A 23,296-nucleotide genomic window follows, 5' to 3' on the forward strand; every position below is an offset into this window, starting at 1 on the left:
GAAACTCTCATACTCGACGATGCGCCAGCTCGCGCGGGGACATCGTTGCGCGCCTTTAAAGCAGGCCCGCAATGGCAGGTCACCTTATAGGTCCGGCATAGGCCGGCAAAACTTAGTGACTTGGCGAAGTTTTCTCTTGCGTGCCGTGACAGTGAGAGATAGTTAGCATTATGGCTAAGCATGATCCTAATCTCTCGCTGCTCTTCCACGCTTTGGCTGATCCAACGCGCCGATCGATGCTCACAAGACTGGCTGAAGGGCCTGCGCGGGTGACGGATCTGGCAGGCCCCACGGGACTGCGCCTGCCTACGGTGATGCGGCACCTCGCGGTGCTCGAGGACGCAGGATTGATTGCCACCTCCAAGGACGGGCGGATACGCACCTGCGCGATCGTGCCCGAAGCTCTGAATCCAGTACGGACGTGGCTCGACGAGCAGCGGGCCATCTGGGAAGCCCGGCTCGACCGGTTGGATGCTTTTGTGATGAACGTTATGAAGGAACGCACGGAATGACAGCGAAATCCGATCTCGGTGGCGAGGCTTTACCGACGACCGATGGTGGGCAAGGCCGTTTTGCGACGCTGACTTTCGAACGGGACGTCGCGGCGCCCCTGTCCGCGCTGTGGCAGGCGTGGACGGCGCCCGCCGCCCGACAAGTTTGGGCCGCTCCCGCGCCCTCGGTCACCGTGGAGTTTCTGGAGGCGGACACAAAGATTGGCGGTCGAGAAGTCTCGCTCTGCAAGGTCGCGGGCGAGCCGGACCTCCTTTGTGAATGTGGCTGGCTTGTGTTGGAAACGGCGGTCCGCAGCGTCAACTATGAGGTGGTCTCCAGTAGCGGGGCAACGCGATCAGCGGCGCTGGTTACGGCCGATTTCTCAGGCGGGGATGAGCAAAGCCGCGTCACCGTGACGGTACAGCTTTCTTCGCTGGCCGCAGACATGGAGCCGGGGTACCGGCAAGGCTTCAGCGCGGGGCTGGACAATCTCGCGGCAACGGCACGCCGGACAATGGTGCTACAACGTGTCATCCAAGCCCCGCGACGCGTCGTCTGGAGCGCCTGGATGAATCCTGTGGCGCTGCCGCAGTGGTGGGGACCAGACGGATTCTCCTGCCGCACGAAGAGGATTGATCTGCGCAAAGGCGGTGAGTGGGTATTCAACATGATTGCCGCCGATGGAACGGTCTTCCCGAACCATCACCTCTATACTGAGGTTCGGCCGGAGGAGGGGATTGGCTATACGCTCCTATGGGGAGAGAACGGCCCGAAACATGCCGACGCCTGGGCCTCGTTCGAGGACCACGACGGTGGGACGCGGGTGACGCTGGGCATGGTATTCTCCACCGAGGCCGAGTTCCAGGAAGCCAAGGGCTTCGGTGCGGTCGAACTCGGCCTGCAAACCCTTGGGAAACTGGAGCGCTTCATTCTATCACGCTGAAAGGCCGCGGCGGTCGCCCGCATTGGAGACTCAATTCCGGCGTGCGATTTGGCGCGATAGGCCATCTTGGCGACGTTTATGTCAGCCGAACGGACATTCCGCCGTCTGCTATCATCGGACTGCCCGTCATGAAGCTTGAGCGATCGGACAGGAGGAACACCGCGGCCTGGGCGATCTCCTCGGCTTTCGCCATTCGCTTCATCGGATGAAGGTTGGAGATGAACGCCATCACGTCAGGATTGTTCTCGCCGCCAGCAGGGGTGATCGTGCCCCCAGGCAATAGGGCATTCACGCGAATGTTCTCGGCAGCATGGTCGGAGGCGAGCGACTGGACCAGTCCGATCAATCCGGCCTTCGAGGCTGCATAGGCGCCCATGCCCGGCAGCCCGCCATTACTGAAACCGACGAAAGAGGAGGTGAATACGATCGAGCCGCCGCCCTGCTTTCGCATCGCCGGTATCTGTGCTTTCGCAGCCAGGAACGCAGCCGTCAGGTTGGTCGCAATGACCTCGTTCCAGTTGCCGATGTCCATATCGGTGACCGATGTCATGTCGCCCACGATGCCGGCGTTGTTGAAGGCGCCGTCCAGACGACCGAACTCTTCTGCGGCCAGTTGAACAAGAGCTTCGGTATATCCGCGGTCGCGAACGTCGCCCGCCAGGTATACGGCCTTGCCCCCGCCGATAGCCGACGCGAGCGCATCAAGTTCCGCCTCTCGCCGCGCGCCGAGGACCAAATTGGCGCCCTCCGCCGCAAACAACGTCGCTGCCGCTGCTCCTATTCCGCTGCTCGCGCCAGTTATGATGATCGATTTATTTTCGAGTTCCATGAACTATGTCCTGTTTCTCGTGATCCAGCCTTTTGGCCAATTCCGGGGAAACAGTGTCATGACCTTGGAGCGCCGGCGACCCGATTCCTGCTCTCGAATTTTTCTTCTCGATGATCACCGAACAGTGAGGTAAGGCGCGGCTTGCGCCAATCTCAATGGGGCATGGGCCGCTCCACTACGAAGCGCACAGCACTGTCCACATCAGCGCCCCAGTCACTGAGGACGGGCGGGACAAGGTGATCCGGGCGGAGTTCAGGAGCGCCTGGAAGAAATGCATAGTAGCGGGTGGAAACACCAACACGCAGGCCGGAGTTTGGAAGGTTGAACCGGCGCACCTCCTGCCAGTTGTTCGGCGCCGCTCCCGCCGGCTCGCCGATAAGGGTGGCTTCGGTCAGCGTCTTGAAGTCGATCGCGTTGGTCATCGCTGCTGAGAATGTTTTGCGGCCAATCAGAACGTAGAGCACGCCCCGCTTGTTGAGCCAGGGACGATGTCTGATCTCATCGATAAGCTTCCGCCCCGCATTGTAGTCCCCACCATCATTATCACGCAGGTCTACGATGAGCCGGTTTGGGCGCTTTGTGTTCATGTCATGCAGCAACGCTTTGGCATGATCTGTCAAATCGTCATATGAGCGCCAGTTCACATAGACGCTGCCGTCGTTAAGCCGCTCGCTCCAAAAGTCTTTCTCCACGTTTCGGCGCCATAGAGGCTTTCCGGCATCTTGTATAACTCGCCCTAAAACCTCGGTTGCGGTTAGATTTTCGCGGTTCTGCCCTTGGTCTGTCTCGAAAGTAAAAGAAAACGCTGGACCCTCGCCGATCCCTGCAGCGCGCAAAACGTTCGGACGGATGACCAGGTCGGGCATGGTGCTGCGATAGAACCAGTCCGTCTCCCCCGCAGCGACAAAGGCACGTAGCCGCGCAATCACGCCGCTAACCGGAACATCGTTGATGGCGGTCAATTTGGCTCCCATCAGCTGCGAAAATTCAGGCGCCGTGCTGACGACCCGCACCCCGTCGTCGAAGACATAGAACTCGAGCGGAAACCGCGGCAGCCCGTTCGGGAGGTCGACCGACGTATGACCATCGCCAATTAGCGCTCCCAGTCGCCGGAATTCCAATGCGACTTCTATACCGCTGAGGCGGGGAATAGCGCTGCGTGTGCGTGCGACTTCACGGTCGAACTGGTCGGTGGAAACACGACGGAAGGGCGCGCCATGCTCGCTTTTCAAGATACGAACCAGCGCGTCGAGGTCCCCCAGCCATTGATCGGTTGCAATGTCCAACCGTTGCTCCGGTGGCCGGAAGAACGTTTGCGCATCGGCCTCTGTTCGCCGCGCATCAATCACGCCTGCCTGACCTCCAAGGTCGAACTCGCCTGTGAGCCTGTCGCCATCCACCCGCAGAACGAGCGCGCCATTGCCGCCAGCGCCACGGAAACGTCCGGAGATCGTCGTGCTTCCGCTGGCGTCGAGCAGTTCGAAGCCTCCGCCTGGAATAGAGACTTTGCCCGTCACCCTCTCTCCCGACCTGTTCAGCTCAAGGTGGACCGGAAGCGGTGGTTGCGCACCCATGCGGGCTTCGCCCGCAAATCGCTCGCTTGGACCGAGAGGTGCGTCTTGGGCGGGAGCAGCCGACGCCATCATTGTCCAGCATGACGAAAGGACAATCAAAGTCTTTGCAAGACGCAGCATGCAAGGCTCCTCAGGGGGCTGCGCACCGGTTGGCTGACATGGCCTGTGGGTCGCGCGGCATCTTCCTCTCCTTAGCACGGGATCGGGCCGATGGGGACCGGACGAGTAACGGCAAGCTCAATGGCAGGCGCCTGAATTCCCCGTTGCACTGACCGTGATCCAGCCTCTCTCCCCGGTATTGCTATGGTTTACTGCTCGAGCCAGCGCCAATCCCGTCACCTGCTACAAGCTTGGTCAGAGCGGCGCGATCGGCTATGAACCGCGAGGAACTTTTCTTGCGATGGGGGTCGCATGAATCGGGAATCCGTGCGGCAGCAGTTAAGGCTCGCTGAGCGCCACATCAGAGATGGCGAGTACCGTATTGCGCGGCTGCACGAACTCGCCTCCCTGCTGACCTTTTCGGGCGTGGGCGCGACTGGGGTCATGGCACGACTGGAACAAGAGGAACGTCAGCAGGACATGCGGAAGATGGACCGCGGCCGTCTGATTGCCATGCTGGCATGGTATGAGCAATGCCGATGGAGCGCGCCACGCCCGCCTAGCGACTAAGGTCGTCGCGACATCGGTGATTCCGGCTTTCCCCGTCGCCTGAGCCCTGGAACGACGGTTAACTTTAAAGACCAATGGACGCGTTAGCCGATGGCGGACTAGCGGGAGAAGGGCAGGGGCTCTGCTTTGCCTCTCGGTCGTGCAGGAACATTCAGCGAGCACTCCGGTTCCCTACGGAGCGTGCCTTTATCTGCCCCACCGCTTTAGTTGGCTAGGAGGCTAAAATGTTTCTACGCGTCGACAAGCTCCAAGTGGAGCTTCCCGCCCCGAAAATGCAAGATGTTAATGCTGCTGCCGCGCTGCAAGAGCTGCTCGGTGGGAAATACGGTGAGATGTCCACCTTAGGCAACTATCTCTTTCAGAGCTTCAACTTCCGCAGCAAGAGCAAGTTGCGTCCGTTCTACAGCCTCGTTGCAGCTATAACGGCCGAGGAACTCGGCCATGTCGAGCTCGTCAGCAACGGTGTCGCGATGCTTGCGAACGGACCAGATAAGGAAGGAGGCGATGCTGGAGATGGCGGCGACATATCCGCAGCGCCCTATGAAATGATGAAGGATGCACGTCTTGCTGGCGCGTTCTTTTCCCATGCCGGCGGAGCTGTGCCTGTCAACAGCAACGCCCAATCCTGGAACGTGGACATGGTAACGACAACGGGCAACGTCGTTGTCGATCTCCTTCACAACTTCCACCTCGAATGCGGGGCGAGGCTCCATAAACTTCGTGTCTACGAATCCCTCACCGACCCGACCGGCCGGGAAGTATGTGGGTATCTCCTCGTCAGAGGATCTGTGCATGCTCACGCTTACGCTCTGGCGTTGAAGAAAATCACCGGCGTGGAACTCGAAAAATTCCTGCCTACGCCCAATATTCCATTGGACAAAATTCCCGAATGTCAGAAATATCTTGCTGAGGGTTCGCATCGCAGATTGTACACGTTTAGCCCGGCTGACTTCAAAGACGTCGCCGGGATCTGGGGGAACGGTGAAGTGGCCCTTCCAGATGATCCGCCAGGCGAACTCGAGGTAGTCGAGGGCGCGCCCGATGGCGGAAAAATTCACGATCTGACCGGCACGCCATCCGCCTTCACGCCGGATTACGCTCCAGAAGAAATGTTCGAGATTGCACAGAAGCTCTGGCAAAAATCTCGCTGAGCGCCTTCATCTCGTCCCGCCTTCGACGCGCCGCGCTGGGGCGTCGGAGGCGCCCCTCGGCCGATCTTGAAGACGCCTCGACGGTCTGCTCTGCAGCTTCGAATACCCAGGCCCCAACGCTTTTTAAAGTGCTCACGCTCCCGCTAAGCGCCTTCACCGCGCGAGGTTTGATGACTGCCAGAGCATGATGCCTAGGGAGCTGGGCAATATTCGAGGCCAGCCGTGGTTCTTGATGCGCGCTGCGATGAGCGTGCGCGTCAGCGTGCTAACGTGCTGCCGATATGAGAAGCATCATCGGCCTCTCGATTTCATCTCGCAGTTCCGGGTTGGCTCTGATCTGCTCCGCGGAGGGCGCGAATTCCTTCACGGCCTGAAGCGTGAAGCCAGCCTTGATGAGGGTGTTCAGTGTGGTCCCAAGGGTCCGGTGATACTTCAGCACCCCCCTGGCAAACCAGTCAGTGCGCCGTTCGCCTTCGTCGGAGTATCGGTTGACTGGCCACGTCTTACGTCCGTCCTCGTCAGTGATCCAGTGAGGATTGGACGCCGCCATGAAGATGGGATGCTCGATCGTGAACACGAGCGCTCCGCCTGGTGTCAAAGCCTGATAGAGCATTTCCACCAACCTCTGGAAGTCTCTGATGTAATGGAAAGTCAGTGCACTGTAAGCGAGATCGAAAGCGCACTTCGGCAGATCTAAGCTCTCAATATCGACAATCCGATACTCGATTTCGGCATCGTTCGTGTCGGCTTTCGCGCGGCGGATCATGTTTTCGGACAGGTCAAGGCCCAGGACCGAAGCGGCACCTTGGCCGCGCATCCACCGCGAAGCCCAGCCGAATCCGCATCCGAGATCAACCACACGTTTGCCGGCCAGATCGGGGAGCATCGCGCGGATGGCAGGCCACTCGGGGGCGCCGTCCAGACCACGCACCTGACGGGGCAACTGGCTGTAGCCAGCAAAGAATTCGGGATTGTCGTAGATATTTTGTGCCATGATAAACTCCATCCATGACGATGGACGAGGCACAGCGCTCATGCCGAAAGCCTCGTCCACGAGGGCGAGGCCAAGGTACCGTCCGCTATCGATCGTTTATTGCGGCCGATTTCCCGACATCCCGCCTACTGGGATGCCGGCCAACCGGGCGACAATATGAGTATCCTTCTCAACCATTGGTCCAAGGATATTCTGCAGGCCCGGGGGCGTCAACACGGTCTTCGGCCCCTAGTCTCCGCCACGACCATCGCGCAACAGGCGCTCCACCAGTTCGAGAAGACCCTCCAGCGCGTAGGGCTTGTCCACCACAGCATCGAAGATTTCCGGGTGGCCTCGCGCAATGCTGGCTTGAGCTCCGCTGACCAAAATGATTGGAACGTCCGAGATGCCGGCCGTCTGTCTGACGGCTGTGGCGAACTCAAGGCCGGTCCAGACGGGCATCATGAAATCTGTGATGATGAGATCGGCGTTATGTTCGATCGCCGCCGCGAGCGCTGCCTTGCCATTAGGCGCAGCAAAGACTGAGTGACCAGCATCCTCCAAAGAGATCACCAGCATGTCGGCTAGCAGGAACTCGTCCTCTGCGACCACTATCACCGCCATAGTCGGCCATCTCGTTGCAAGTTCTTCACGGCGGTCAGTGCTCCAATGGTTGAGCCATCCCCGTTGCCGCACCGCCGACTGGCTCAAGCGGAAACGCGACGCTCAAGCCCTGGTTCCCGATGAAGACCTCATGCATTACAGCTTCGAAGACGCTGTCCCGCACCTTAAGAACCGAGATGACGCGCTTGATATGCGATTTCAGCTCGACTTGGCGGAGCATGATCAAATTGTCGACGAGGCTCGACATTTCTGGGCCGGGTGCTGTGACTGTTGGTCCAAAAATATCGCGTAGCTCCCACGTGGCGACGGTTGTCACACCGAGAGCGCGGAGTTCATTGCTCAGCGCTGTGAAAAATTCAACCAGTCTCGGCCGGTAGATCGCTGCCCGTTCGAACCCTCCAATTCCATCGATAAAGAGCCGTTTGACTTTCCTGCGCCGAACCTCCGCGAGAAGCGTATGTCCAAGCTTGTCCACGAGATTCTCTTTCAGCGGATGCCACAGCACTTCAAGGTGACCAGATCTGACCGCGCTTTCCAGATCGAGCCCAAGCGCCAGGCCCTTTGCAATTAAACGTGGAGGGGGCTCGTAAAAGCCAAAATGGAGCGCGGGCTCTGATGCATTCGCTTGGGCGAGGAAGTTCAAACCGAACGTTGTCTTCCCACTGCCAGACGGGCCGAACAGAAGCGTCACTGATTGGGCGGGAACACCACCTCCCAGCAGTTGATCCAAGCCCGCGACACCTGAAGTAAGACGCCGGTGTTCTATGTCGAGCTTTTCTTCGCCGGCAACCGATTCCAGTCGAGGGAAAACCCGGACACCCCCGCTCGAAATTTCGAACTGATGATACCCGCCTAGCGCTGCGCTGCCGCGGGACTTCTTAACCTGAAGGCGCCGAACGGCTCGCACGCCGACGAGTTCGTCGTGAAGCTCGATGACTCCATCGACCATCGTGTGCTCTGGACTATCTTCGGTGACACTCGCGCTCGTCAGAAATAGCACCGTACATCCGACGAATGCTGCTTGGCTTTGTACAGCGGCTACAAAAGTTTTGACGTCGAGGTCGGTGTTCGCCCTATCGCGGGCGTTCAACAGCCCGTCGAAGACCAGCAGCGTGGCCTCTTGCCGTTTTATCTCATTGCGCAGCAGCGTCACGACGGCTGCAAGGCCCTCATCGCGGAGCGTCTGGAAAACGCTGATGTAGGATATTTCGTTGCCCAGACGCTCACGGCTGAAAAACTCCACCGTGCTCAGGCTCTGGAAGAGACGGTCGTGGGTTTCCGCCAACAAGGTCACGTAGATGACCTTTCTGCCTGCACCAATGGTGGAGAACGCGACCTGATTCGCAAAAATAGTTTTCCCGGCGCCGGGCTGCCCTTGAATGATATAGGAAGCGCCCTCGACAAAGCCGCCTCCTAGGATGTCGTCCAATCCGGGGATCCCCGTTGGAAGTCGTCGAAGCTGCGTTATCAAAGCGCTGTCCCTCAATGGCTACCGCACCTTATTGAAGCGGCGTGCCATTGCAACGTCAAAACCAAGAGGCTGCGCTTGCGCCAAGTAGGGTCTATCCGGGGGCTAGCTTCGACGACGCCGGCCTATAACACGCTGCTGCTCATCCATATCCCAGCTGTCGGCCGCTCGGGAGCACAGGCTCGGCTTGCGGTTAATCGGGTCGAGGTGATAGAGGCCGGCGACATGAATTTTTGTGGTCCGTGAACCAGTCTGCGGTAATCCTCCTCTTCCTTCTACCCCCCTCGCAGCCGCCACCGCTAGCGACGCCTCCATGCCAGGGGTAAGGATAGTGCAAACCTTACAAGTCTGACCGCGGTCGCGTGACGCACAGCTCTGAGATCACCTCGGCCAGCTGCCCTCGGTCAAAAGGTTTGGAGAGAACATGTATCTTCCCGACGGCGTCTAAGCCCTCGAGGTGGGAATGCCCGGTCGCAACGACGATCGAAAGATCTTCCCGCATCTTTCTTGCCTCTTCGACAAGCGCGATCCCGTTCATATCCGGCAGGCCGACGTCGGTCATCAAAACGTCCGCGTCATTGGCGGCCAACAGCGCCAAGGCAGTGCTGGCGTTCTCCGCTTCCAAGACACGGTGGCCGAGCTCTTCAAGCATGTCGACCAAGGATATGCGAATGAGGGCCTCGTCCTCACAGACCACAATGAGAAGAGCGCCCGGCGCAGCGTCGAGAGAGGGTCGTGCTGCAAGAGGTTGGTTTTCCCTCCCACCTTGAGTGTGGTCGACATCCCTTACGACAGGTCCGCCGAGCAGGTCACGAAGCTTCCAAGCCAACGCCTCGCGCGTGTAGGGCTTACTCAGAAGTTCGACGCCCTCATCGAGGCGTCCACCATGCACGATCGCATTCTCCGTATAGCCAGAGGTGAAGAGAACTTTCAGGTTTGGCAGTCGTTGAATGGCCCTCTTGGCAAGTTCCGTTGATTTGAGCGAGCCCGGCATAACCACGTCGGTGAAGAGCAGGTCGATATGTATGCCGCTTTCCAGGATAGCGAGTGCAGCAGCAGCGTCCGACGCCTGAAGGACTCGGTAGCCAAGCCCCGAAAGCGTCTCGACGACGGTTTGCCGAACGGCAGCGTCGTCCTCCGCCACGAGTATCGTTTCTTCTCCCCCGGTGACGGGGCCTGCGTCGCGCGCATGGATCCCATCTTCCTTCTGGGTGGAACGCGGGAGGTATAATTTTACCGTGGTGCCTTCCCCGATCTCACTGTAGATCTTAATATGACCGCCGGACTGCTTGATGAATCCATAGACCATCGAAAGTCCAAGTCCGCTTCCCTTGCCCTCCGACTTTGTCGTAAAGAATGGGTCAAAGACCTTTCCGATCACGTCAGGCGGGATGCCCGAACCAGTGTCTGTCACGGCCATCATGACATATTGGCCAGGGGTGACATCTGCGTGGTCACGGGCGTAAAGGTCGTCCAAGAACGCGTTGCCTGTTTCGATGGTCAGTTTGCCGCGACCTTCCATCGCGTCTCGCGCGTTGATGGCCAGGTTCAGCAACGCGTTCTCGACCTGCCCCGGGTCTACCAACGTATTCCACAGCCCGCCTCCAACAATTGTTTCCACCTCAATGGCTTCGCCGAGGGCGCGGCGGAGCATCTCGTCCATGTCGCGTATCAGGCGAGCGAGATTGACCACTTTGGGCGCCAAAGGTTGTCTTCGACCGAAAGCAAGCAGTTGTGAAGAAAGCCGGGAGCCACGGTTTACGCCTTCGATGGCATTGCGAACCCGTCGTCCCGCTTTCTCGTTGCCTTCAACATCCTTCGCCAAAAGTTGGAGATTGCCACCTACTACCTGAAGGAGATTGTTGAAGTCGTGCGCAATGCCACCAGTGAGTTGCCCGATCGCTTCCATCTTCTGGGCTTGGAGGAGCGCCGCCTCACTTTTGGCAAGGGCCGCGGCTGCCTCTACTTCTGCCGTGATATCACGTCCGAATCCGTAGATGGTGCCGGCGTCGAGAACGGTCGTCCAAGCGATCTGCCGCCTGGTCCCATCTTTCGCGCGAATCGGGCTTTCAGAGCGGATCATCCCGGGTGATGAACTGAGTTTTCTGAGCCTGCCGGCTGACGCGTGTCGGTTCTCCCGAGCCACGAAGCGCAGGATGTTACGGCCTACCGTCTCTTCTGCAGTCCAACCGAGCGTGCGCGTCCATGCAGGATTGACAGCCGAGATCTTCCCGGACGGGCTGGCGATGACCTTGAGAACCGGCGAAAGATTCCAGATGCGCTCAAGGTTGCGCGACGTGGCAGCTTCGGTAAGCTTTTGCTCATGGATTTCCGTATTGGTCCCAATCCATTGCGTGATTGCGCCAGCGTCGTTACGGATAGGTAAAGCGCGCGCCAAATGCCATCGATAGTCGCCATCCACTCGCCGGAGGCGATATTCAGTTTCAAAGAGATCTGCACTTGCGAGTGCATCCCGCCAGACCTGTGCTGCCTTAGCACGGTCATCTGGATGAACAATATCGATCCAGCCCTTGCCTGCGAGCTCTTCGGGTGTTCGGCCGCTATATGTGCAGACCTGGTCGTTGAACCAATCCAGAAGCCCGTCTCCTCGTGAGGTCCACACTTGATTGGGCATGGCCTGGGCGAAGGTCCGGAAGCGGGCTTCGCTCGTGCGGAGCGCCTCTTGGGCCGCTACGCTTTCCGTGACATCGATACCGTTGACGAAAATGCCGGTCACGCGGCCGCTCGTATCGGAGATCGGCTGATAGATGAAATCAACGTAGCGCCTCTCGGGAGAGGTGCCTTCGGATAACAACAGATCGAACGGCGCGCTGTGCGCGTAGTGAGGTTTGCCGGTGTGATAAACCCTATCCAGCAAGTCCCCGTATCCCTGCGCGATAGCTTCCGGCAGAGCGTCTGCGACGGTTCTGCCAATGACTTCGCGGCCCCCGACCAGTGATTGGTAGGCCGCATTGACCAAAGCAAAACGGTATTCAGGACCTTCGAGGAGGGCCATGAACGAGGCGGATTGCTCATACATCTGGCGCAGGCGTATGCGCTCGTCCTGCAACTGGCGATCCGTCAGGATTCGGTCTGTTGTCTCCACAACGATCGCGATGACGCCGAGCGAAGTTCCGTTTTCTGCGACCACCGGCGAGTAAGCGAGGTCCAGCCAAGCCGGCTGCGGACCATGGCCACGATCGAGCGTCAGCTTCTGATCCTGATAGGAGAGAGTTCTTCGGTGCCGAAAGACCGTCTTGATGATGTTGTCGTTGAAATCCGCGACTTCAGGCCATCCTTCTCGCACTTTTGACCCAAGCAGCGAAGGATGCCGAGCGCCTGCGAAGACCGAATAGGCATCGTTGTAGATCATTATGCCGTCTTCACCCCACAGCGTCACGATAGGCAGCGGCGATCGCAGCGTCATCCCGATTACAGACTTGATGGCGGGATCCCAGAGAGCGAGCGGTCCCAGCGAGGTCCGGCTCCAGGGAAAGGAGCGAATCAGATCTGCCATGGGGCTGTCGTCGAGGAAGGCAAGGGCCTCAGGTTCTTCAATCATCCAGGCTCAGTCTCGTTCAGGGGCCGCTTCGTCGGATATGTCGCTTTCGCGTGCGTCGGATTGAGATCTTAGCGTGCTTGCAGCTCTACCCAAGCACCTTTCTCATTCTTCTGTCAGGTGGATGGCGAGCAAGAACCCATAGGCTCACCTGAGAGGTTCATCAGACCGGAACATTGAGCTCCGATGGGTCGCAGTTTTATACAAGTGATCAGCAATACTGCAGGAGACTCGTCTTGATGCCTACAGCAAAGACCCTGGGTTGGGACTGATCCATCCCTCGGGCGGTATCGGCCGGCAAGATCTCCACACAAAGCCGCAGGGCAGACGGATCGCCCGGCGTTCCGCCGATTTTCGTCATTGGAGCTCATGCGCCAGACCGAAGCCTGTCCTTGCTGACGAGACCGAAGCGTCTAACGGACGTCTCGTGAAGGCTTAGCCTTGGCGGAAGAAGAAAGGTTTCCGGCCTCTACCCAACACCCCGGCCAGCTGTTCGCCACTATCCTTGACCGGTCGCGCTCACCGCCAGCCAGCCGCCTCGTTCGGTGTCGGTGTCGTCGATGCGTGAAAGCCTTTGCCGATATTCGTAGCGGTCCGGCCGATAATAGGATTCGAAATATTCGACGGGATGCCCGTCGATATCCCGGAGGGTCCGCCTGACGAAGATGAGCGCCGTGCCGATCGTGAGGCCGAGGCATCCTGCCACGATGCCATCGCAGACCCGCGCGGACAGGGACTGATCGATGGTGGCCAGCGGTACCCCGGAAGCTTCCAGCACCTCGGTGGTCGTGCGCTTGTCCATGGTCTCCGCGCTGAAGAGATGGGCGTAGTGCTCCGGAATATAGATCGTTGCGAAGATGACAGGTTCTCCGTCGACCAGGCGTGTGCGCCGGATGCGCAGCACATAGGCGCCCGGCGTGAGTTCAAGCGCCTCCGACGCCTCAACGGGCGCCTGCACCATATCAAATGAGAAGTCCTGGACGCCCGTCCCATCCGCGACGGAAACCACCGGCTCCAGCCAGCCATGCAATTGGGCTCGCGAACGCTGCGGCATGCGGGGCTTGGCCGGGAAGGTCCCCGCTCCAGGGCGGCGCACGATCAAACCTTCGCTTTCGAGCTGTTGCAGCGCGCGGCGCAGGGTGACGCGGCCGACGGCATGGTCCTTGGCCAGCTTCAGCTCGCCGGGCAGTGGTTTGCCCGGCGCGAATGCCCCATCGATCAACTGCTGGCGCAGCGCCGTGTAGACGCGGTGGTAAAGTGGCACCACCGGTGCAATCTGCGTGTGAGGGGGAAGGGACGTCTGGCTGCGATTGGCCATGCTGGCGGAGGTCTCTCCTCGATCGAGTGTCACAGGGTTCTGCGATCCTGGGCAGCCCCTCCTTCTGCCTTGTCGAAATCGCGCTTGCAAGCCGACCCTATCTGTTCCATTAATAGAACAGAAGAGAAAATCCAGAGCACTCCACGGGAACCGATGCACAATCGCGAACGGCCGGTGTACTGCATCGTCGGTGCAGCCGGGGGTATAGGGCGCGCAATCGTCGAACAGCTTGGCGAAGGGGCGGATCTCATCGTCATGGATCGTGATGCGGTCGCCATTGGTGATCTCGCCACGAATATGGGCGGGATGGCGATCTCACTCGATATCGCGGATGAGACGTCAGTCTCGGCAGCATTTGCCGAGGCGCGTTCGGCGCACCCTCGTATTACAGGGCTGATCATCGCGGCTGGTATCGTCGATACCGGAAAGCTCGCCACAATTACATTGGCGCGTTGGCAGGAAGTTCTTGCCGTCAACCTGACAGGTACATTCCTTTGCTGCCGCGCGGCGCAGGATTGGCTTGTCGACGGCGGCCGCATCGTTACGATGAGCTCGCTTGCCGCACGCTCCGGGGGCGTCATTACGGGCGGGGCCTATGCCGCTTCCAAGGCGGGGGTGGAAGCGCTGACCAAGTCGATGGCGCAGGAACTTGCGCCGCGTGATATCACCGTGAACTGCATTTCCCCCGGCGCCATCGCAACGCCGATGACTGCCGGCCACCCGGAAGATCGCAAGGCCGCGTACGACAGGATCGTGCCATTGCGGCGTCATGGCACGGCCGACGAGGTTGCTGCTGCTGCGCTGTTTCTGCTTTCGCCGGCAGCGTCTTACATCACGGGTGTCGTCTTACCGGTGAATGGCGGTATTCGCATGGATTAACGCGGCGCGGAAGAAGCCGCCAGCAGGGAGTACAAGATGAGCGTGACGGTTGATCTGGTCGAGAACGGGCGTGTGCGCAGGGAGGTCCTTGAGCTGAAACGCTGCTACAATCTCGGCTCCGCCACACGCACGGCGGATATCGCTGTTGCGCACCAAGATGAAGTCAAGAAAATCGGGGTAGCCATTGCCTTCGATATTCCAGCGCCCCGTATTTATCCGATTGGAGCCGAGAACATCTCGACGGCGGGCGAGATTACCGTTCAGGGCGAGGAAACCTCTGGTGAGGTCGAGATTGTCATCGTGGTGACCGACGAGATCTATGTCGGCGTTGGCAGCGATCACACCGACCGTGCGCTGGAGCGCACCAGCATCGTCTGGAGCAAGCAGGCCTGCGCCAACGTGCTCGCCCCCAAGCTCTGGCGCTGGTCTGATGTCAAAGACCGCTGGGACAGCTTTTCCATGCGCTCCTGGGTGGACGGACGGCTCTATCAGGAATGTCTGGCAAACGTGTTTCTCTCGCCAGAGGCCATGCTGGATACGTTGAAGGAACGGATCCTCGATCTTCCGGCGCGCGATTTCTGCGTATTCGGCGGCACGGTTGCCGCGCTCGACAAGTCCATCGGCTTCGGCCGGCGCTGGGAGTTCGAGATGGCCCAGCCCGATGGCGATGTCATTCGCCATGGCTACGATGTCGTCAACCTCATGAATGAGATCAAGCCCGGCTTCCGTGTGCCGCTGGAGAAGCGCCTGTAGCCCACCTTTTCGCTAGCTCCTTTTACCAGCCCAGTTCGCCAGCCATGTGTTTTCAGGAGTTCTCTCGATGCTGACACGTCGCTCCTTTACCAAGCTCTCAGGCGCGGCCCTGGCTGCCCCCACCGTGTTAAGGTCCGCCCATGCGCAGTCCGGCACGACGCTCGTGGTCGCGGCGACACGCACGCCCGGCGGGTTCGATGGCGATTCCCTGAAGCCAAACACGCAGAACGTCGTGGTGCAGGTCTATGAAGGATTGACCCGCTATGCCCGTGCGCCGGGCAGTGACGGGCGCGAGCGTATCATCGGCTCCAAGGTGGAGCCGCATCTGGCCGAGAGCTGGACCGTTTCGCCTGACGGAAAAGTTTATACTTTCAAGCTGCGGCAAGGTGCCAAAAGCTTTTTTGGCAATGAGATGACCGCCGAAGACGTGGTCTGGGGCTGGAACAAGTCGCTAGCACAGAACCGTACGGGCGCATTTATTGCACGTGTCTCGTCGGTAACAAAGGTCGAGGCGGTCTCACCTTACGAGGTGCGGTTCACGCTTTCTGATCCGAGCTTGCTTTTCCTGCGTGCGCTGACTCTCTACACACCGAGCATCTACGATTCGAAGGTCGCGAAAGAGCATGCCACGGCCGACGATCCGTGGGCGCTGAAGTGGCTGGACCAGAACACGGCCGGCTTTGGGCCGTATCATCTGCAGCAATTGCGGCCGGGGGCGGACGCGACATTCGTCGCCAATCCGAATTATTTCGCCGGCAAACCACACTTCCAGCGCGTCATCTATCGTGAGGTTCCCTCTGCCGCCAACCGGGTCGCTTTGATGCGTTCAGGCCAGGCGCACTGGACAGAGGAACTCACCCAGCGCCAGATCGTCGAATTGCAGCGCGACAAGAGGGTTCGCGTGGAGCGGGAGGAAGGCACTGGCCACGCCTCCGTGCGCATGAATATGAATTTCGACCCGTTCAAGGACAGGCGGGTCCGTCAGGCGCTGCTCTATGCCACGGACTATAACGCGCTCAATCAATCTGTCTTCGAGGGGCTCGGCACGCAGGCCAAATCCATCGTTCCGCCCGCGATAGAAGGGCACGACGGCAGCGCCTGGGTCTTTGACACCGATATCGAGAAGGCCAAGGCGCTCTTGGCCGAGGCCGGCCATCCCAACGGCCTCACCGTCACTGTCGAATACTCGCAGATCTTCTGGTGGGAGGAGCCGCTGGTCATCCAGCTCAGAAGCCAGTTCCAGAAAGTCGGCATCACGCTTGAACTGAAGCAGATCACAGATGCCGACATGCGGGCGCGCACCGCCCCGAACCGGCGCGATTTGCCCTGCTTCACGTTCCTCGACAATCCGATCGTGCTCGATGGCGTGTATACGCTCTATCTAAACGCCCATTCGCAGGGCGCGTCCAACCGCAACGACTATCGCAATCCGGAGTTCGACGCGCTGGTGGACAAGGCCCGCATCGAGATCGATCCCGACAAACGCAATGCGATGATCCGCGAGGCTCAGCGTATTCACACCACGGACGCGACCTGGCTGATGACGCTCTATCCGGGGTCGTTCGAGTCCATGGCGCCCAATATCCGTGGCTGGGTGTGGCAGCCGGACCTGCATGAGCGCTGGGTCGACCTGCGCATCGAAAAGAGCTGATGAGCCTCCGACAACGATGCCCCGCCAGATTGCGTTCTTCCTGTTTCGACGGCTCGCGCTGACGATCCCGATCCTATTCGGGGTCATGCTTTTCGCCTTCGTGCTGGTTCGTCTCGGCGGGCAGGAGCCCGTCGCACTTCTCGGCGGACCAACGGCGAGCGCCCAGCAACTCGAGGAAATCCGTCAAGAGCTGGGGCTCGACAAGTCGATCCCGGAGCAGTTTGCGGTCTATGCCGGGAAGGTTCTGAGCCTCGACCTCGGCACGTCATGGCTGAACAACCGGCCCGTTCTCGGGGATCTCCTCAGCCGCATCCCGGCGACGCTTGAGCTTCTGCTGCTCGGTGTCGGCCTTGGTGCGCTGATCGGCATCCCCACGGGGCTTCATGCGGCGACACATCCGAACGGCCGCTTCGATCATCTGAGCCGTTTCCTGTCCCTCCTCGGCTTTTCCATTCCGACTTACTGGCTCGGGCTATTGGTTATCTTCGTATTCTTCTATCTTCTCGGCTGGGCGCCGCCACCGATGGGGCGCATCAGCCTCATGGTCACGCCGCCGCCGGCCATCACCGGAAGCTACGTCATCGATGCCCTGCTCGCGGCGGATACGGAGGCCCTTAGCTCGGCAGCCGCCCAGCTTGCGCTTCCTGTCCTATGTCTCGCGATCGTGGCGGCGGCGCCGATCATCAAGCAGACACGCGCGATCGCGCTCGACGTGCTGAGCAGTGATTTCGTCCGGTATGCGCGCGCGTCCGGGCTGCCGCCGCGTGTCATGAAGCGCCTTGTCCTACGCAACAGCCTCGTTCCGCTCATCACCTTCATCGGCACGGAGCTCGCCGGGCTTGTCGGGACGTCGTCGTTGATAGAGCTGGTCTTTGCCTGGGGCGGTGCCGGACAATACGGGCTTTCGGCCATCATCCAAGGGGATTTCGTCGCCGTCCAGGGCTACGTGCTCTACGTCACGCTGGCCTCGCTCGTGATCTTCCTCGTGGTTGATCTCGCGGTGATCCTGCTGGAGCCGAGGGTGCAGGCCCTATGAGCAAGCAAAGCGTCATGACGGAGCCGGGCGGGCTCGAAGTTTTCGTCCTGCGCTTGCGCCGGTTCGCACGCCGGACGCCGCACGCCGCGATCGGTGTCGGGCTCGTGCTGCTGTTCCTGATCCTGGCGATCTTCGCACCGTGGATCGCCACCCATGATCCTCTTCAAGCAAATCCCTACGAGGTTCTGAAGCCGCCATCCGCGGAGTTCCTCCTCGGCACCGACAATGCCGGCATGGACGTGTTCAGCCGCATCATCTACGGCAGCCGGCTCGCCTTCGGCATCGCGGTGCCGGCTGTCTTGATCGCCATCACCATCGGTGTGCCGCTGGGCCTCGTGGCCGGCTATCGCGGCGGCTTGCTCGACGAGGCGATCCTGCGCACCACGGATGCTCTGCGGATCTTTCCCTCGATCATTCTGGCCATGGCCATCGTCGCCGCCACCGGCAATTCGCTGGGCAAGATCGTCTTTGTCATCGGCCTTGTCGATGCGCCGATTTTCGTGCGTGTGGTGCGGGCCGAGGTGCTGGCCCTCCGCTCGAGCGGGCTGGTCGAAGCGGCCGTTGCAGCAGGCAACCCGCTGCGGCGCATCCTCTTCGTGCATATCCTGCCCAATGCCATCAAAGGTGCGCTGGCGCAAAGCGCGGTCAGGCTCGCCTGGGCCATCCGGGTCAGCGCCACGCTCGCCTTCGTCGGTGTTGGTGTGCAACCCCCAACGCCGGAGTGGGGCGCGATGATCCGCCAGGGCGCGGAGCAGATGGTTACCGGAGAATGGTGGGTCGCGTTGTTCCCCGGCATCGCGCTGGTGATGCTCGTGCTCGGCTTCAACATGTGCGGTGACGCGGTGCAGGACTGGCTCGATCCGCGGCGCCGGGGCAGGGCCGCATGACCCTGCTTTCCATTCGCAACCTCGATGTGAGATTCGTTGATGACGACGCGCTCGGCCGCCCCCGCGTCGCGCGGGCTCTCAATGATGTCAGCTTCAAAGTAGAACGCGGCGAGGTCCTTGGGCTCGTCGGTGAAACCGGAGCCGGCAAATCCCTGACCGCACAGGCCGTCATGGGCCTGTTGCGGCCCCCGGCTCGGCGTCAGGCGGGCAGCATATGTCTGGACGATACGGAGCTGTCGGCACTGGGAGAGGAGGCATTCAACAGCCTGCGCGGCACGGCAATGGCGATGGTCGTGCAGAGCCCGAAGACCTCGCTCGATCCACTCTGTCGCATAGGCGATCAGATCGTCCGCATCCAGCGCGCCCATCGCCCTGTCGAGAGGGCGACGGCCCGGCGGCGGGCGGTAGAGCTTCTCGGTCTCGTTGGCATTCCCGATCCTGCCAGACGCGCCCAAGCCTGGCCCCATGAGCTCTCCGGAGGGATGGCACAGCGTGTGCTCATCGCCATGGCCCTTGCCAATGATCCGCGCCTGCTGATCGCGGACGAGCCCACGACCGGGCTGGATGTGACTGTCCAGACGCAGATCCTCGATCTGTTGCGGCAGCTCGTCCTCGACAAGGGCATGGGTCTGATGATCATCACCCATGATCTCGGGGTGGTGGCGCATTATTGTGACCGGGTCGCGGTGATGTTTGCTGGCACGATCGTCGAGAGCGGCCCGGTGCGCGACATTCTGGTCACCCCGTCGCATCCCTACACGCAGGCCCTCATGGCAGCGACCCCTGAGCGCATCGCGCAGGGTCAGCGCCCGCCGGCGGCGGGAGCTCCGCCTGACCTGTTCGCGCTGCCGGCGGGCTGCGTCTACCAGCAGCGCTGCCGCTTCGCGGACGACATCTGCCGGACCGCTCCTCCCAGCATCGCCCTGCCGCAAGGCGGTGAGGTGCGGTGCCATCATGCCGATCGGACCAAACATGGCTGACCTGCTCACCGTCGAGAATGTCTCGAAACGCTTCGGGCGGGGCGACCATGTCGTGCGGGCTGTCAACGACGTCTGCCTTACGGTCGCGCCCGGGGAGATCCTCGGCATCGTGGGGGAAAGCGGCTCGGGCAAATCAACCCTCGGCCGCCTGATCACCCGATTGATCGATGCATCGCAGGGCCGCGTCCTGTTCGCGGGCGCGGACCTCGGCACACTATCCCCACGCGCTCTGCGCCATGTCCGCAGCGATCTGCAGATGGTCTTCCAAGACCCGTGGGCAGCGCTGAACCCGCGCCTCAGCATCGGCTACCTCATCGAAGAGCCGCTCAAGCTCCACACCACACTCGATGCAGCGTCACGGCGGCGCCGCGTCAGTGAGCTTGCTGCGCGGGTGCGGCTGTCCGATGCCCTGCTGGCGCGATTGCCGGCCGATCTGTCCGGGGGCCAACTCCAGCGTGTCTGCATAGCCCGTGCGCTCGCCAGCAATCCGCGTCTGCTCGTGCTCGATGAGCCGACGAGTTCGCTCGATCTGTCGGTGAGAGCAGGGATCCTTGATCTGCTGCTCGAACTGAAGCGCGAACTCGGCCTTGCGATGATATTCATCAGCCATGATCTCGGCACGGTCCGCCTGATCTCGGATCGCGTGCTCGTGCTCTATCTCGGGCGCGTGGTCGAGGTCGGGAGCGGCCCGGCCATCTTCGCGGCCCCGCAGCACCCCTATACCCAGGCGCTGCTCTCAGCCTACCTGCCGCCAGACCCGCGCGAGAGCCGGCACCGGATCGTCCTGAAGGGCGAAATCCCCAGCCCGATAAACCTGCCCCCCGGCTGCTCCTTCGCCTCGCGCTGCCCGCTGGTGCGGGATGATTGTCGCCTTGTGCCTCCCGAGCTGCGGCCGGCGGGGCGAGGGCAACTCGCCGCCTGCAATCGTCTCGACGACAGCAGCAACATCATTGCACTGGGAACTGCACCATGAGGGATTTCAAGTATCTCTTCGAGCCGTGCCAACTCGGCCGCCATACCGCGAAGAACCGCATCTGGATGACGGCTCACGCTACCTTGCTCGTCAAGGACCATCTCTTCACCGACGAGCACATTGCTTACTACGTCGAGCGAGCCAAGGGCGGCGTAGGGGTGATCACGATGGAGGCGATGGCCGCGCATCCGACCACCCAGCCCTACAAGGGCAAGGCTTTTGCTTTTGATCCGCGCATGGTCGCGCAATACCGCAAGATCGCCGATGCAGTGCATCAGCATGGCGTCAAGATCCTGGCACAGCCCTGGCATCGCGGGCGGCAGACGAGTTCGGTCGCCAATGGTCTCCCGGTATGGGCGCCGTCGGCGATCCCTTGCGCGGTGTACCGCGAGATGCCGCATGTGATGACGCAGGACGACATCGCCGAGATCGTGGAGGGGTATAGGCTGTCCGCGCGCTATGCCCGTGAGGGTGGGCTCGACGGTGTCGAAGTCCATGGGATGGCCCATGGTTATCTGCTGGGGCAGTTTCTGTCGCCGGCGACCAACCATCGCAACGACGCCTATGGCGGCAGCCTGGAAAACCGCCTGCGCATCGTGACGGAGATCATCGACGCAACACGGGAGGAAACAGGGCCCGATCTTATCGTCGGTATCCGCATCAACTCCGACGATGGCCTGGAAGGCGGGCTCGGTCCCCACGATTGGGCGGAGATCGCCCGGCGGCTCGAGGCGACGGGGAAGCTCGACTATGTCTCCTGCAGCCATGGCACCTACGTCAACAGGATGCTGATCTATCCGACGTCGCCGGAGGAGCATGGGTTCCAGCTTCCCGCAACACGGATCGTGAAGCAGGCTGTCGGTCTGCCCGTGGTGGGCGTGGGCCGCATCGTGACGCCGGAGGAGGGCGAGGCCTTTCTCGCGGACGGGGCCTGCGATTTCATCGGCCTGTCGCGTGCGCTTATCGCGGATCCGTACTGGGCCTTGAAAGCCCAGGAGCGGCGCACGTCCGAGGTGCGGCCTTGCGTGGGAGCCAACTGGTGCATGGAATCGATTTTCGCGCAGGCGCCGATTGCCTGCATTCATAACCCTGCCGCGGGAGCGGAGCATGAGATCGGCGAGGACAAGCATGCGCCGGCCACGCAGCGCAAGAAGGTCGCGGTTGTTGGCGGTGGGCCTGGCGGCATGCGGGCTGCCGCAACGCTTGCCCGGCGCGGACACGAGGTCACTCTGTTCGAAGCACGGGATCGGCTCGGCGGCCAGGCTGCCTGGTTTACGCGTGCGGAGATCCGCAAGGAGCTAAAGGGTATCATCACCCATCTGGAAGGGGAACTCGAACGCGGCGGGGTGCTGGTCCGGCTCGATACCCGTGCCGGCCGCCATGATCTGGAGAATTTCGAGGCCGTGGTCGTCGCGACGGGCTCAACCCCGCTGCGGCATGGCTGGACGCCTTTGCGTCCGAGCCGCTGGGCAGGCGAGGCCGTGCCCGGCACAGGTCAGCCCCATGTTCTCACATTGGCCGACGTTCTCGGAAGCGACCATGGGCCAGCGATAGGCCGTCGTGTCGTCGTGTACGATTCCCTCGGCGGCCGTCAGGGTGCCGTCGTCACGGATTTTCTGGCGAGTGCCGGCCATGAGGTCACGTTCGTCACGCCCCTCGGACAGGCTTCGCCTGGGCTCTCAGCCAGCCGCGACTGGGGCAAGGTCTATGGTCGGCTGAGGCGACTTGGGGTCAGTTTTCGCTGCGATCGCGAACTCATCGCTATCGGCGAAAGTAGTATCCGAGAGCGCGATGTATATACGCGTGAGGAGCATGACAGCCCCGCGGATACCGTTGTTCTTGTATTGGGATCGTCCGCCAACGATACGCTCTTTCACGAGCTTCGGGCTGATGGCCGTATTCAAGGCCTATACATGATCGGAGACTGCATGGCGCCGCGCCGAGTCAGCGATGCCATCCGCGAAGGCGAGCGCGTCGCTCGCCTGATCTGAACCCCGCTCTTCATTTCCTGAAAGGACGAGACCTCATGACACCCGAAGGCCAGAAAGAACTCGACAAGATCCGTAACGTGCGTGGCTATACCTTGCCGCTTCACGAAGTGCTGGCTGATCTCAACCCCGAGTTCGTGCGCCGATACGGCGATCTTGCGTCCTTTGTCATCTTCGGCGACGAAGAAGGGCGGGCGCTCGATCTCAAGACTCGTTTTCTCGTCATGGTTGGAGTGACGACGGCTGCCAAGGGCGACCGCGAAGGCATCGAGTGGAGCGCCGCCCGCGCGATGAAGGCAGGTGCTACCTGGAACGAGGTTCGCGAGGCAGCATTCATGGCAGCGCTGCCATGCGGCATGCCGACCTTCGAAGCAGCATGTCGCGTCTTCCAGGATATGGAAAAGGGCCATGGCCTGGTGCCGCAAGAGGTGGAAATCACCCGCAGCGGTGTAGATGCCGAATAAGTCGATTGTTTCCGGCGCCGGTTAGCTGACATGCGTCCGGGCTCGCTGATGGTCGCGTATTTTCCAGCGCGAGCTTGACCGGACC

At 60.9% G+C, this 23,296-nt stretch carries 20 protein-coding genes; 13 read left to right on the forward strand and 7 right to left on the reverse strand.

Features of this window, described 5'->3' with window-relative positions:
* The first annotated feature begins 170 nt into the window (after positions 1 to 170).
* On the forward strand, positions 171 to 512 hold the full coding sequence (locus KIO76_RS24465; RefSeq protein WP_213326183.1) for an ArsR/SmtB family transcription factor: 342 nt from the start codon (positions 171 to 173) through the stop codon (positions 510 to 512).
* Positions 509 to 1,435, forward strand: coding sequence for an SRPBCC family protein (locus KIO76_RS24470; protein ID WP_213326184.1), 927 nt, complete (start codon positions 509 to 511; stop codon positions 1,433 to 1,435). The genes KIO76_RS24465 and KIO76_RS24470 overlap by 4 nt, the downstream gene beginning before the upstream one ends.
* A 76-nt stretch (positions 1,436 to 1,511) precedes the next feature.
* Here KIO76_RS24470 and KIO76_RS24475 read toward each other — a convergent pair whose 3' ends face one another.
* Both KIO76_RS24475 and KIO76_RS24480 read right to left on the reverse strand, forming a co-directional pair.
* Positions 1,512 to 2,264 (reverse strand): SDR family oxidoreductase, encoded by a 753-nt coding sequence (locus tag KIO76_RS24475; RefSeq protein ID WP_213326185.1) that lies wholly within the window; start codon positions 2,262 to 2,264, stop codon positions 1,512 to 1,514.
* A gap of 152 nt (positions 2,265 to 2,416) precedes the next feature.
* On the reverse strand, positions 2,417 to 3,781 hold the full coding sequence (locus KIO76_RS24480; RefSeq protein ID WP_213326186.1) for a S41 family peptidase: 1,365 nt from the start codon (positions 3,779 to 3,781) through the stop codon (positions 2,417 to 2,419).
* A 468-nt stretch (positions 3,782 to 4,249) separates the two neighbouring features.
* Between KIO76_RS24480 and KIO76_RS24485 the strand changes: the two genes are divergently transcribed.
* On the forward strand, positions 4,250 to 4,507 hold the full coding sequence (locus KIO76_RS24485) for a hypothetical protein (RefSeq protein ID WP_213326187.1): 258 nt from the start codon (positions 4,250 to 4,252) through the stop codon (positions 4,505 to 4,507).
* A gap of 224 nt (positions 4,508 to 4,731) precedes the next feature.
* On the forward strand, positions 4,732 to 5,658 hold the full coding sequence (locus KIO76_RS24490) for a manganese catalase family protein (protein WP_213326188.1): 927 nt from the start codon (positions 4,732 to 4,734) through the stop codon (positions 5,656 to 5,658).
* Positions 5,659 to 5,923: 265 nt separating this feature from the next.
* Here the strand turns inward: KIO76_RS24490 and KIO76_RS24495 are convergent, their stop codons facing one another.
* From KIO76_RS24495 to KIO76_RS24515, 5 genes are all read right to left on the reverse strand, one after another.
* Positions 5,924 to 6,652 (reverse strand): class I SAM-dependent methyltransferase, encoded by a 729-nt coding sequence (locus KIO76_RS24495; protein WP_213327096.1) that lies wholly within the window; start codon positions 6,650 to 6,652, stop codon positions 5,924 to 5,926.
* A gap of 228 nt (positions 6,653 to 6,880) precedes the next feature.
* A complete protein-coding gene (locus KIO76_RS24500; protein WP_213326189.1) occupies positions 6,881 to 7,255 on the reverse strand; it encodes a response regulator in 375 nt (124 codons plus the stop codon).
* A gap of 34 nt (positions 7,256 to 7,289) precedes the next feature.
* A complete protein-coding gene (locus KIO76_RS24505) occupies positions 7,290 to 8,741 on the reverse strand; it encodes a DUF7125 family protein (RefSeq protein WP_349629427.1) in 1,452 nt (483 codons plus the stop codon).
* 322 nt (positions 8,742 to 9,063) lie between these two features.
* Positions 9,064 to 12,096, reverse strand: a complete 3,033-nt coding sequence (locus tag KIO76_RS24510; RefSeq protein ID WP_213326190.1) for a PAS domain S-box protein — start codon at positions 12,094 to 12,096, stop codon at positions 9,064 to 9,066.
* A 685-nt stretch (positions 12,097 to 12,781) separates the two neighbouring features.
* Positions 12,782 to 13,633 (reverse strand): GntR family transcriptional regulator, encoded by an 852-nt coding sequence (locus KIO76_RS24515; RefSeq protein WP_213326191.1) that lies wholly within the window; start codon positions 13,631 to 13,633, stop codon positions 12,782 to 12,784.
* Positions 13,634 to 13,753: 120 nt separating this feature from the next.
* Between KIO76_RS24515 and KIO76_RS24520 the strand changes: the two genes are divergently transcribed.
* The 9 genes from KIO76_RS24520 (at position 13,754) to KIO76_RS24560 (ending at position 23,211) form a co-directional block, all read left to right on the forward strand.
* Positions 13,754 to 14,479: an SDR family NAD(P)-dependent oxidoreductase gene (locus tag KIO76_RS24520; RefSeq protein ID WP_213326192.1), complete on the forward strand. Its 726-nt coding sequence runs from the start codon at positions 13,754 to 13,756 to the stop codon at positions 14,477 to 14,479.
* A 36-nt stretch (positions 14,480 to 14,515) separates the two neighbouring features.
* A complete protein-coding gene (locus KIO76_RS24525) occupies positions 14,516 to 15,232 on the forward strand; it encodes a DUF2848 family protein (protein ID WP_213326193.1) in 717 nt (238 codons plus the stop codon).
* A 67-nt stretch (positions 15,233 to 15,299) separates the two neighbouring features.
* Positions 15,300 to 16,883, forward strand: a complete 1,584-nt coding sequence (locus tag KIO76_RS24530; protein WP_213326194.1) for an ABC transporter substrate-binding protein — start codon at positions 15,300 to 15,302, stop codon at positions 16,881 to 16,883.
* Positions 16,884 to 16,899: 16 nt separating this feature from the next.
* A complete protein-coding gene (locus KIO76_RS24535) occupies positions 16,900 to 17,919 on the forward strand; it encodes an ABC transporter permease (protein ID WP_213326195.1) in 1,020 nt (339 codons plus the stop codon).
* Positions 17,916 to 18,806, forward strand: a complete 891-nt coding sequence (locus KIO76_RS24540) for an ABC transporter permease (RefSeq protein ID WP_213326196.1) — start codon at positions 17,916 to 17,918, stop codon at positions 18,804 to 18,806. The genes KIO76_RS24535 and KIO76_RS24540 overlap by 4 nt, the downstream gene beginning before the upstream one ends.
* Positions 18,803 to 19,786, forward strand: coding sequence for an ABC transporter ATP-binding protein (locus KIO76_RS24545; protein ID WP_213326197.1), 984 nt, complete (start codon positions 18,803 to 18,805; stop codon positions 19,784 to 19,786). Before KIO76_RS24540 ends, KIO76_RS24545 begins: the two co-directional genes overlap by 4 nt.
* Positions 19,779 to 20,759 (forward strand): ABC transporter ATP-binding protein, encoded by a 981-nt coding sequence (locus tag KIO76_RS24550; RefSeq protein WP_213326198.1) that lies wholly within the window; start codon positions 19,779 to 19,781, stop codon positions 20,757 to 20,759. Before KIO76_RS24545 ends, KIO76_RS24550 begins: the two co-directional genes overlap by 8 nt.
* Positions 20,756 to 22,750, forward strand: a complete 1,995-nt coding sequence (locus KIO76_RS24555; protein WP_213326199.1) for an oxidoreductase — start codon at positions 20,756 to 20,758, stop codon at positions 22,748 to 22,750. The genes KIO76_RS24550 and KIO76_RS24555 overlap by 4 nt, the downstream gene beginning before the upstream one ends.
* Positions 22,751 to 22,785: 35 nt before the next feature.
* Positions 22,786 to 23,211 (forward strand): carboxymuconolactone decarboxylase family protein, encoded by a 426-nt coding sequence (locus tag KIO76_RS24560; RefSeq protein WP_213326200.1) that lies wholly within the window; start codon positions 22,786 to 22,788, stop codon positions 23,209 to 23,211.
* Positions 23,212 to 23,296: the final 85 nt, after the last annotated feature.

This window comes from Chelatococcus sp. YT9 (genome assembly GCF_018398315.1).
GTDB lineage: Bacteria > Pseudomonadota > Alphaproteobacteria > Rhizobiales > Beijerinckiaceae > Chelatococcus.

Coding starts and splice junctions, on each gene's coding strand:
- KIO76_RS24465 (WP_213326183.1), top strand. CDS start 171: ATGGCTAAGCATGATCCTAATCTCTCGCTGCTCTTCCACGCTTTGGCT.
- KIO76_RS24470 (WP_213326184.1), top strand. CDS start 509: ATGACAGCGAAATCCGATCTCGGTGGCGAGGCTTTACCGACGACCGAT.
- KIO76_RS24475 (WP_213326185.1), bottom strand. CDS start 2,264: ATGGAACTCGAAAATAAATCGATCATCATAACTGGCGCGAGCAGCGGA.
- KIO76_RS24485 (WP_213326187.1), top strand. CDS start 4,250: ATGAATCGGGAATCCGTGCGGCAGCAGTTAAGGCTCGCTGAGCGCCAC.
- KIO76_RS24490 (WP_213326188.1), top strand. CDS start 4,732: ATGTTTCTACGCGTCGACAAGCTCCAAGTGGAGCTTCCCGCCCCGAAA.
- KIO76_RS24495 (WP_213327096.1), bottom strand. CDS start 6,652: ATGGCACAAAATATCTACGACAATCCCGAATTCTTTGCTGGCTACAGC.
- KIO76_RS24500 (WP_213326189.1), bottom strand. CDS start 7,255: ATGGCGGTGATAGTGGTCGCAGAGGACGAGTTCCTGCTAGCCGACATG.
- KIO76_RS24510 (WP_213326190.1), bottom strand. CDS start 12,096: ATGATCTACAACGATGCCTATTCGGTCTTCGCAGGCGCTCGGCATCCT.
- KIO76_RS24520 (WP_213326192.1), top strand. CDS start 13,754: ATGCACAATCGCGAACGGCCGGTGTACTGCATCGTCGGTGCAGCCGGG.
- KIO76_RS24525 (WP_213326193.1), top strand. CDS start 14,516: ATGAGCGTGACGGTTGATCTGGTCGAGAACGGGCGTGTGCGCAGGGAG.
- KIO76_RS24530 (WP_213326194.1), top strand. CDS start 15,300: ATGCTGACACGTCGCTCCTTTACCAAGCTCTCAGGCGCGGCCCTGGCT.
- KIO76_RS24535 (WP_213326195.1), top strand. CDS start 16,900: ATGCCCCGCCAGATTGCGTTCTTCCTGTTTCGACGGCTCGCGCTGACG.
- KIO76_RS24540 (WP_213326196.1), top strand. CDS start 17,916: ATGAGCAAGCAAAGCGTCATGACGGAGCCGGGCGGGCTCGAAGTTTTC.
- KIO76_RS24545 (WP_213326197.1), top strand. CDS start 18,803: ATGACCCTGCTTTCCATTCGCAACCTCGATGTGAGATTCGTTGATGAC.
- KIO76_RS24550 (WP_213326198.1), top strand. CDS start 19,779: ATGGCTGACCTGCTCACCGTCGAGAATGTCTCGAAACGCTTCGGGCGG.
- KIO76_RS24555 (WP_213326199.1), top strand. CDS start 20,756: ATGAGGGATTTCAAGTATCTCTTCGAGCCGTGCCAACTCGGCCGCCAT.
- KIO76_RS24560 (WP_213326200.1), top strand. CDS start 22,786: ATGACACCCGAAGGCCAGAAAGAACTCGACAAGATCCGTAACGTGCGT.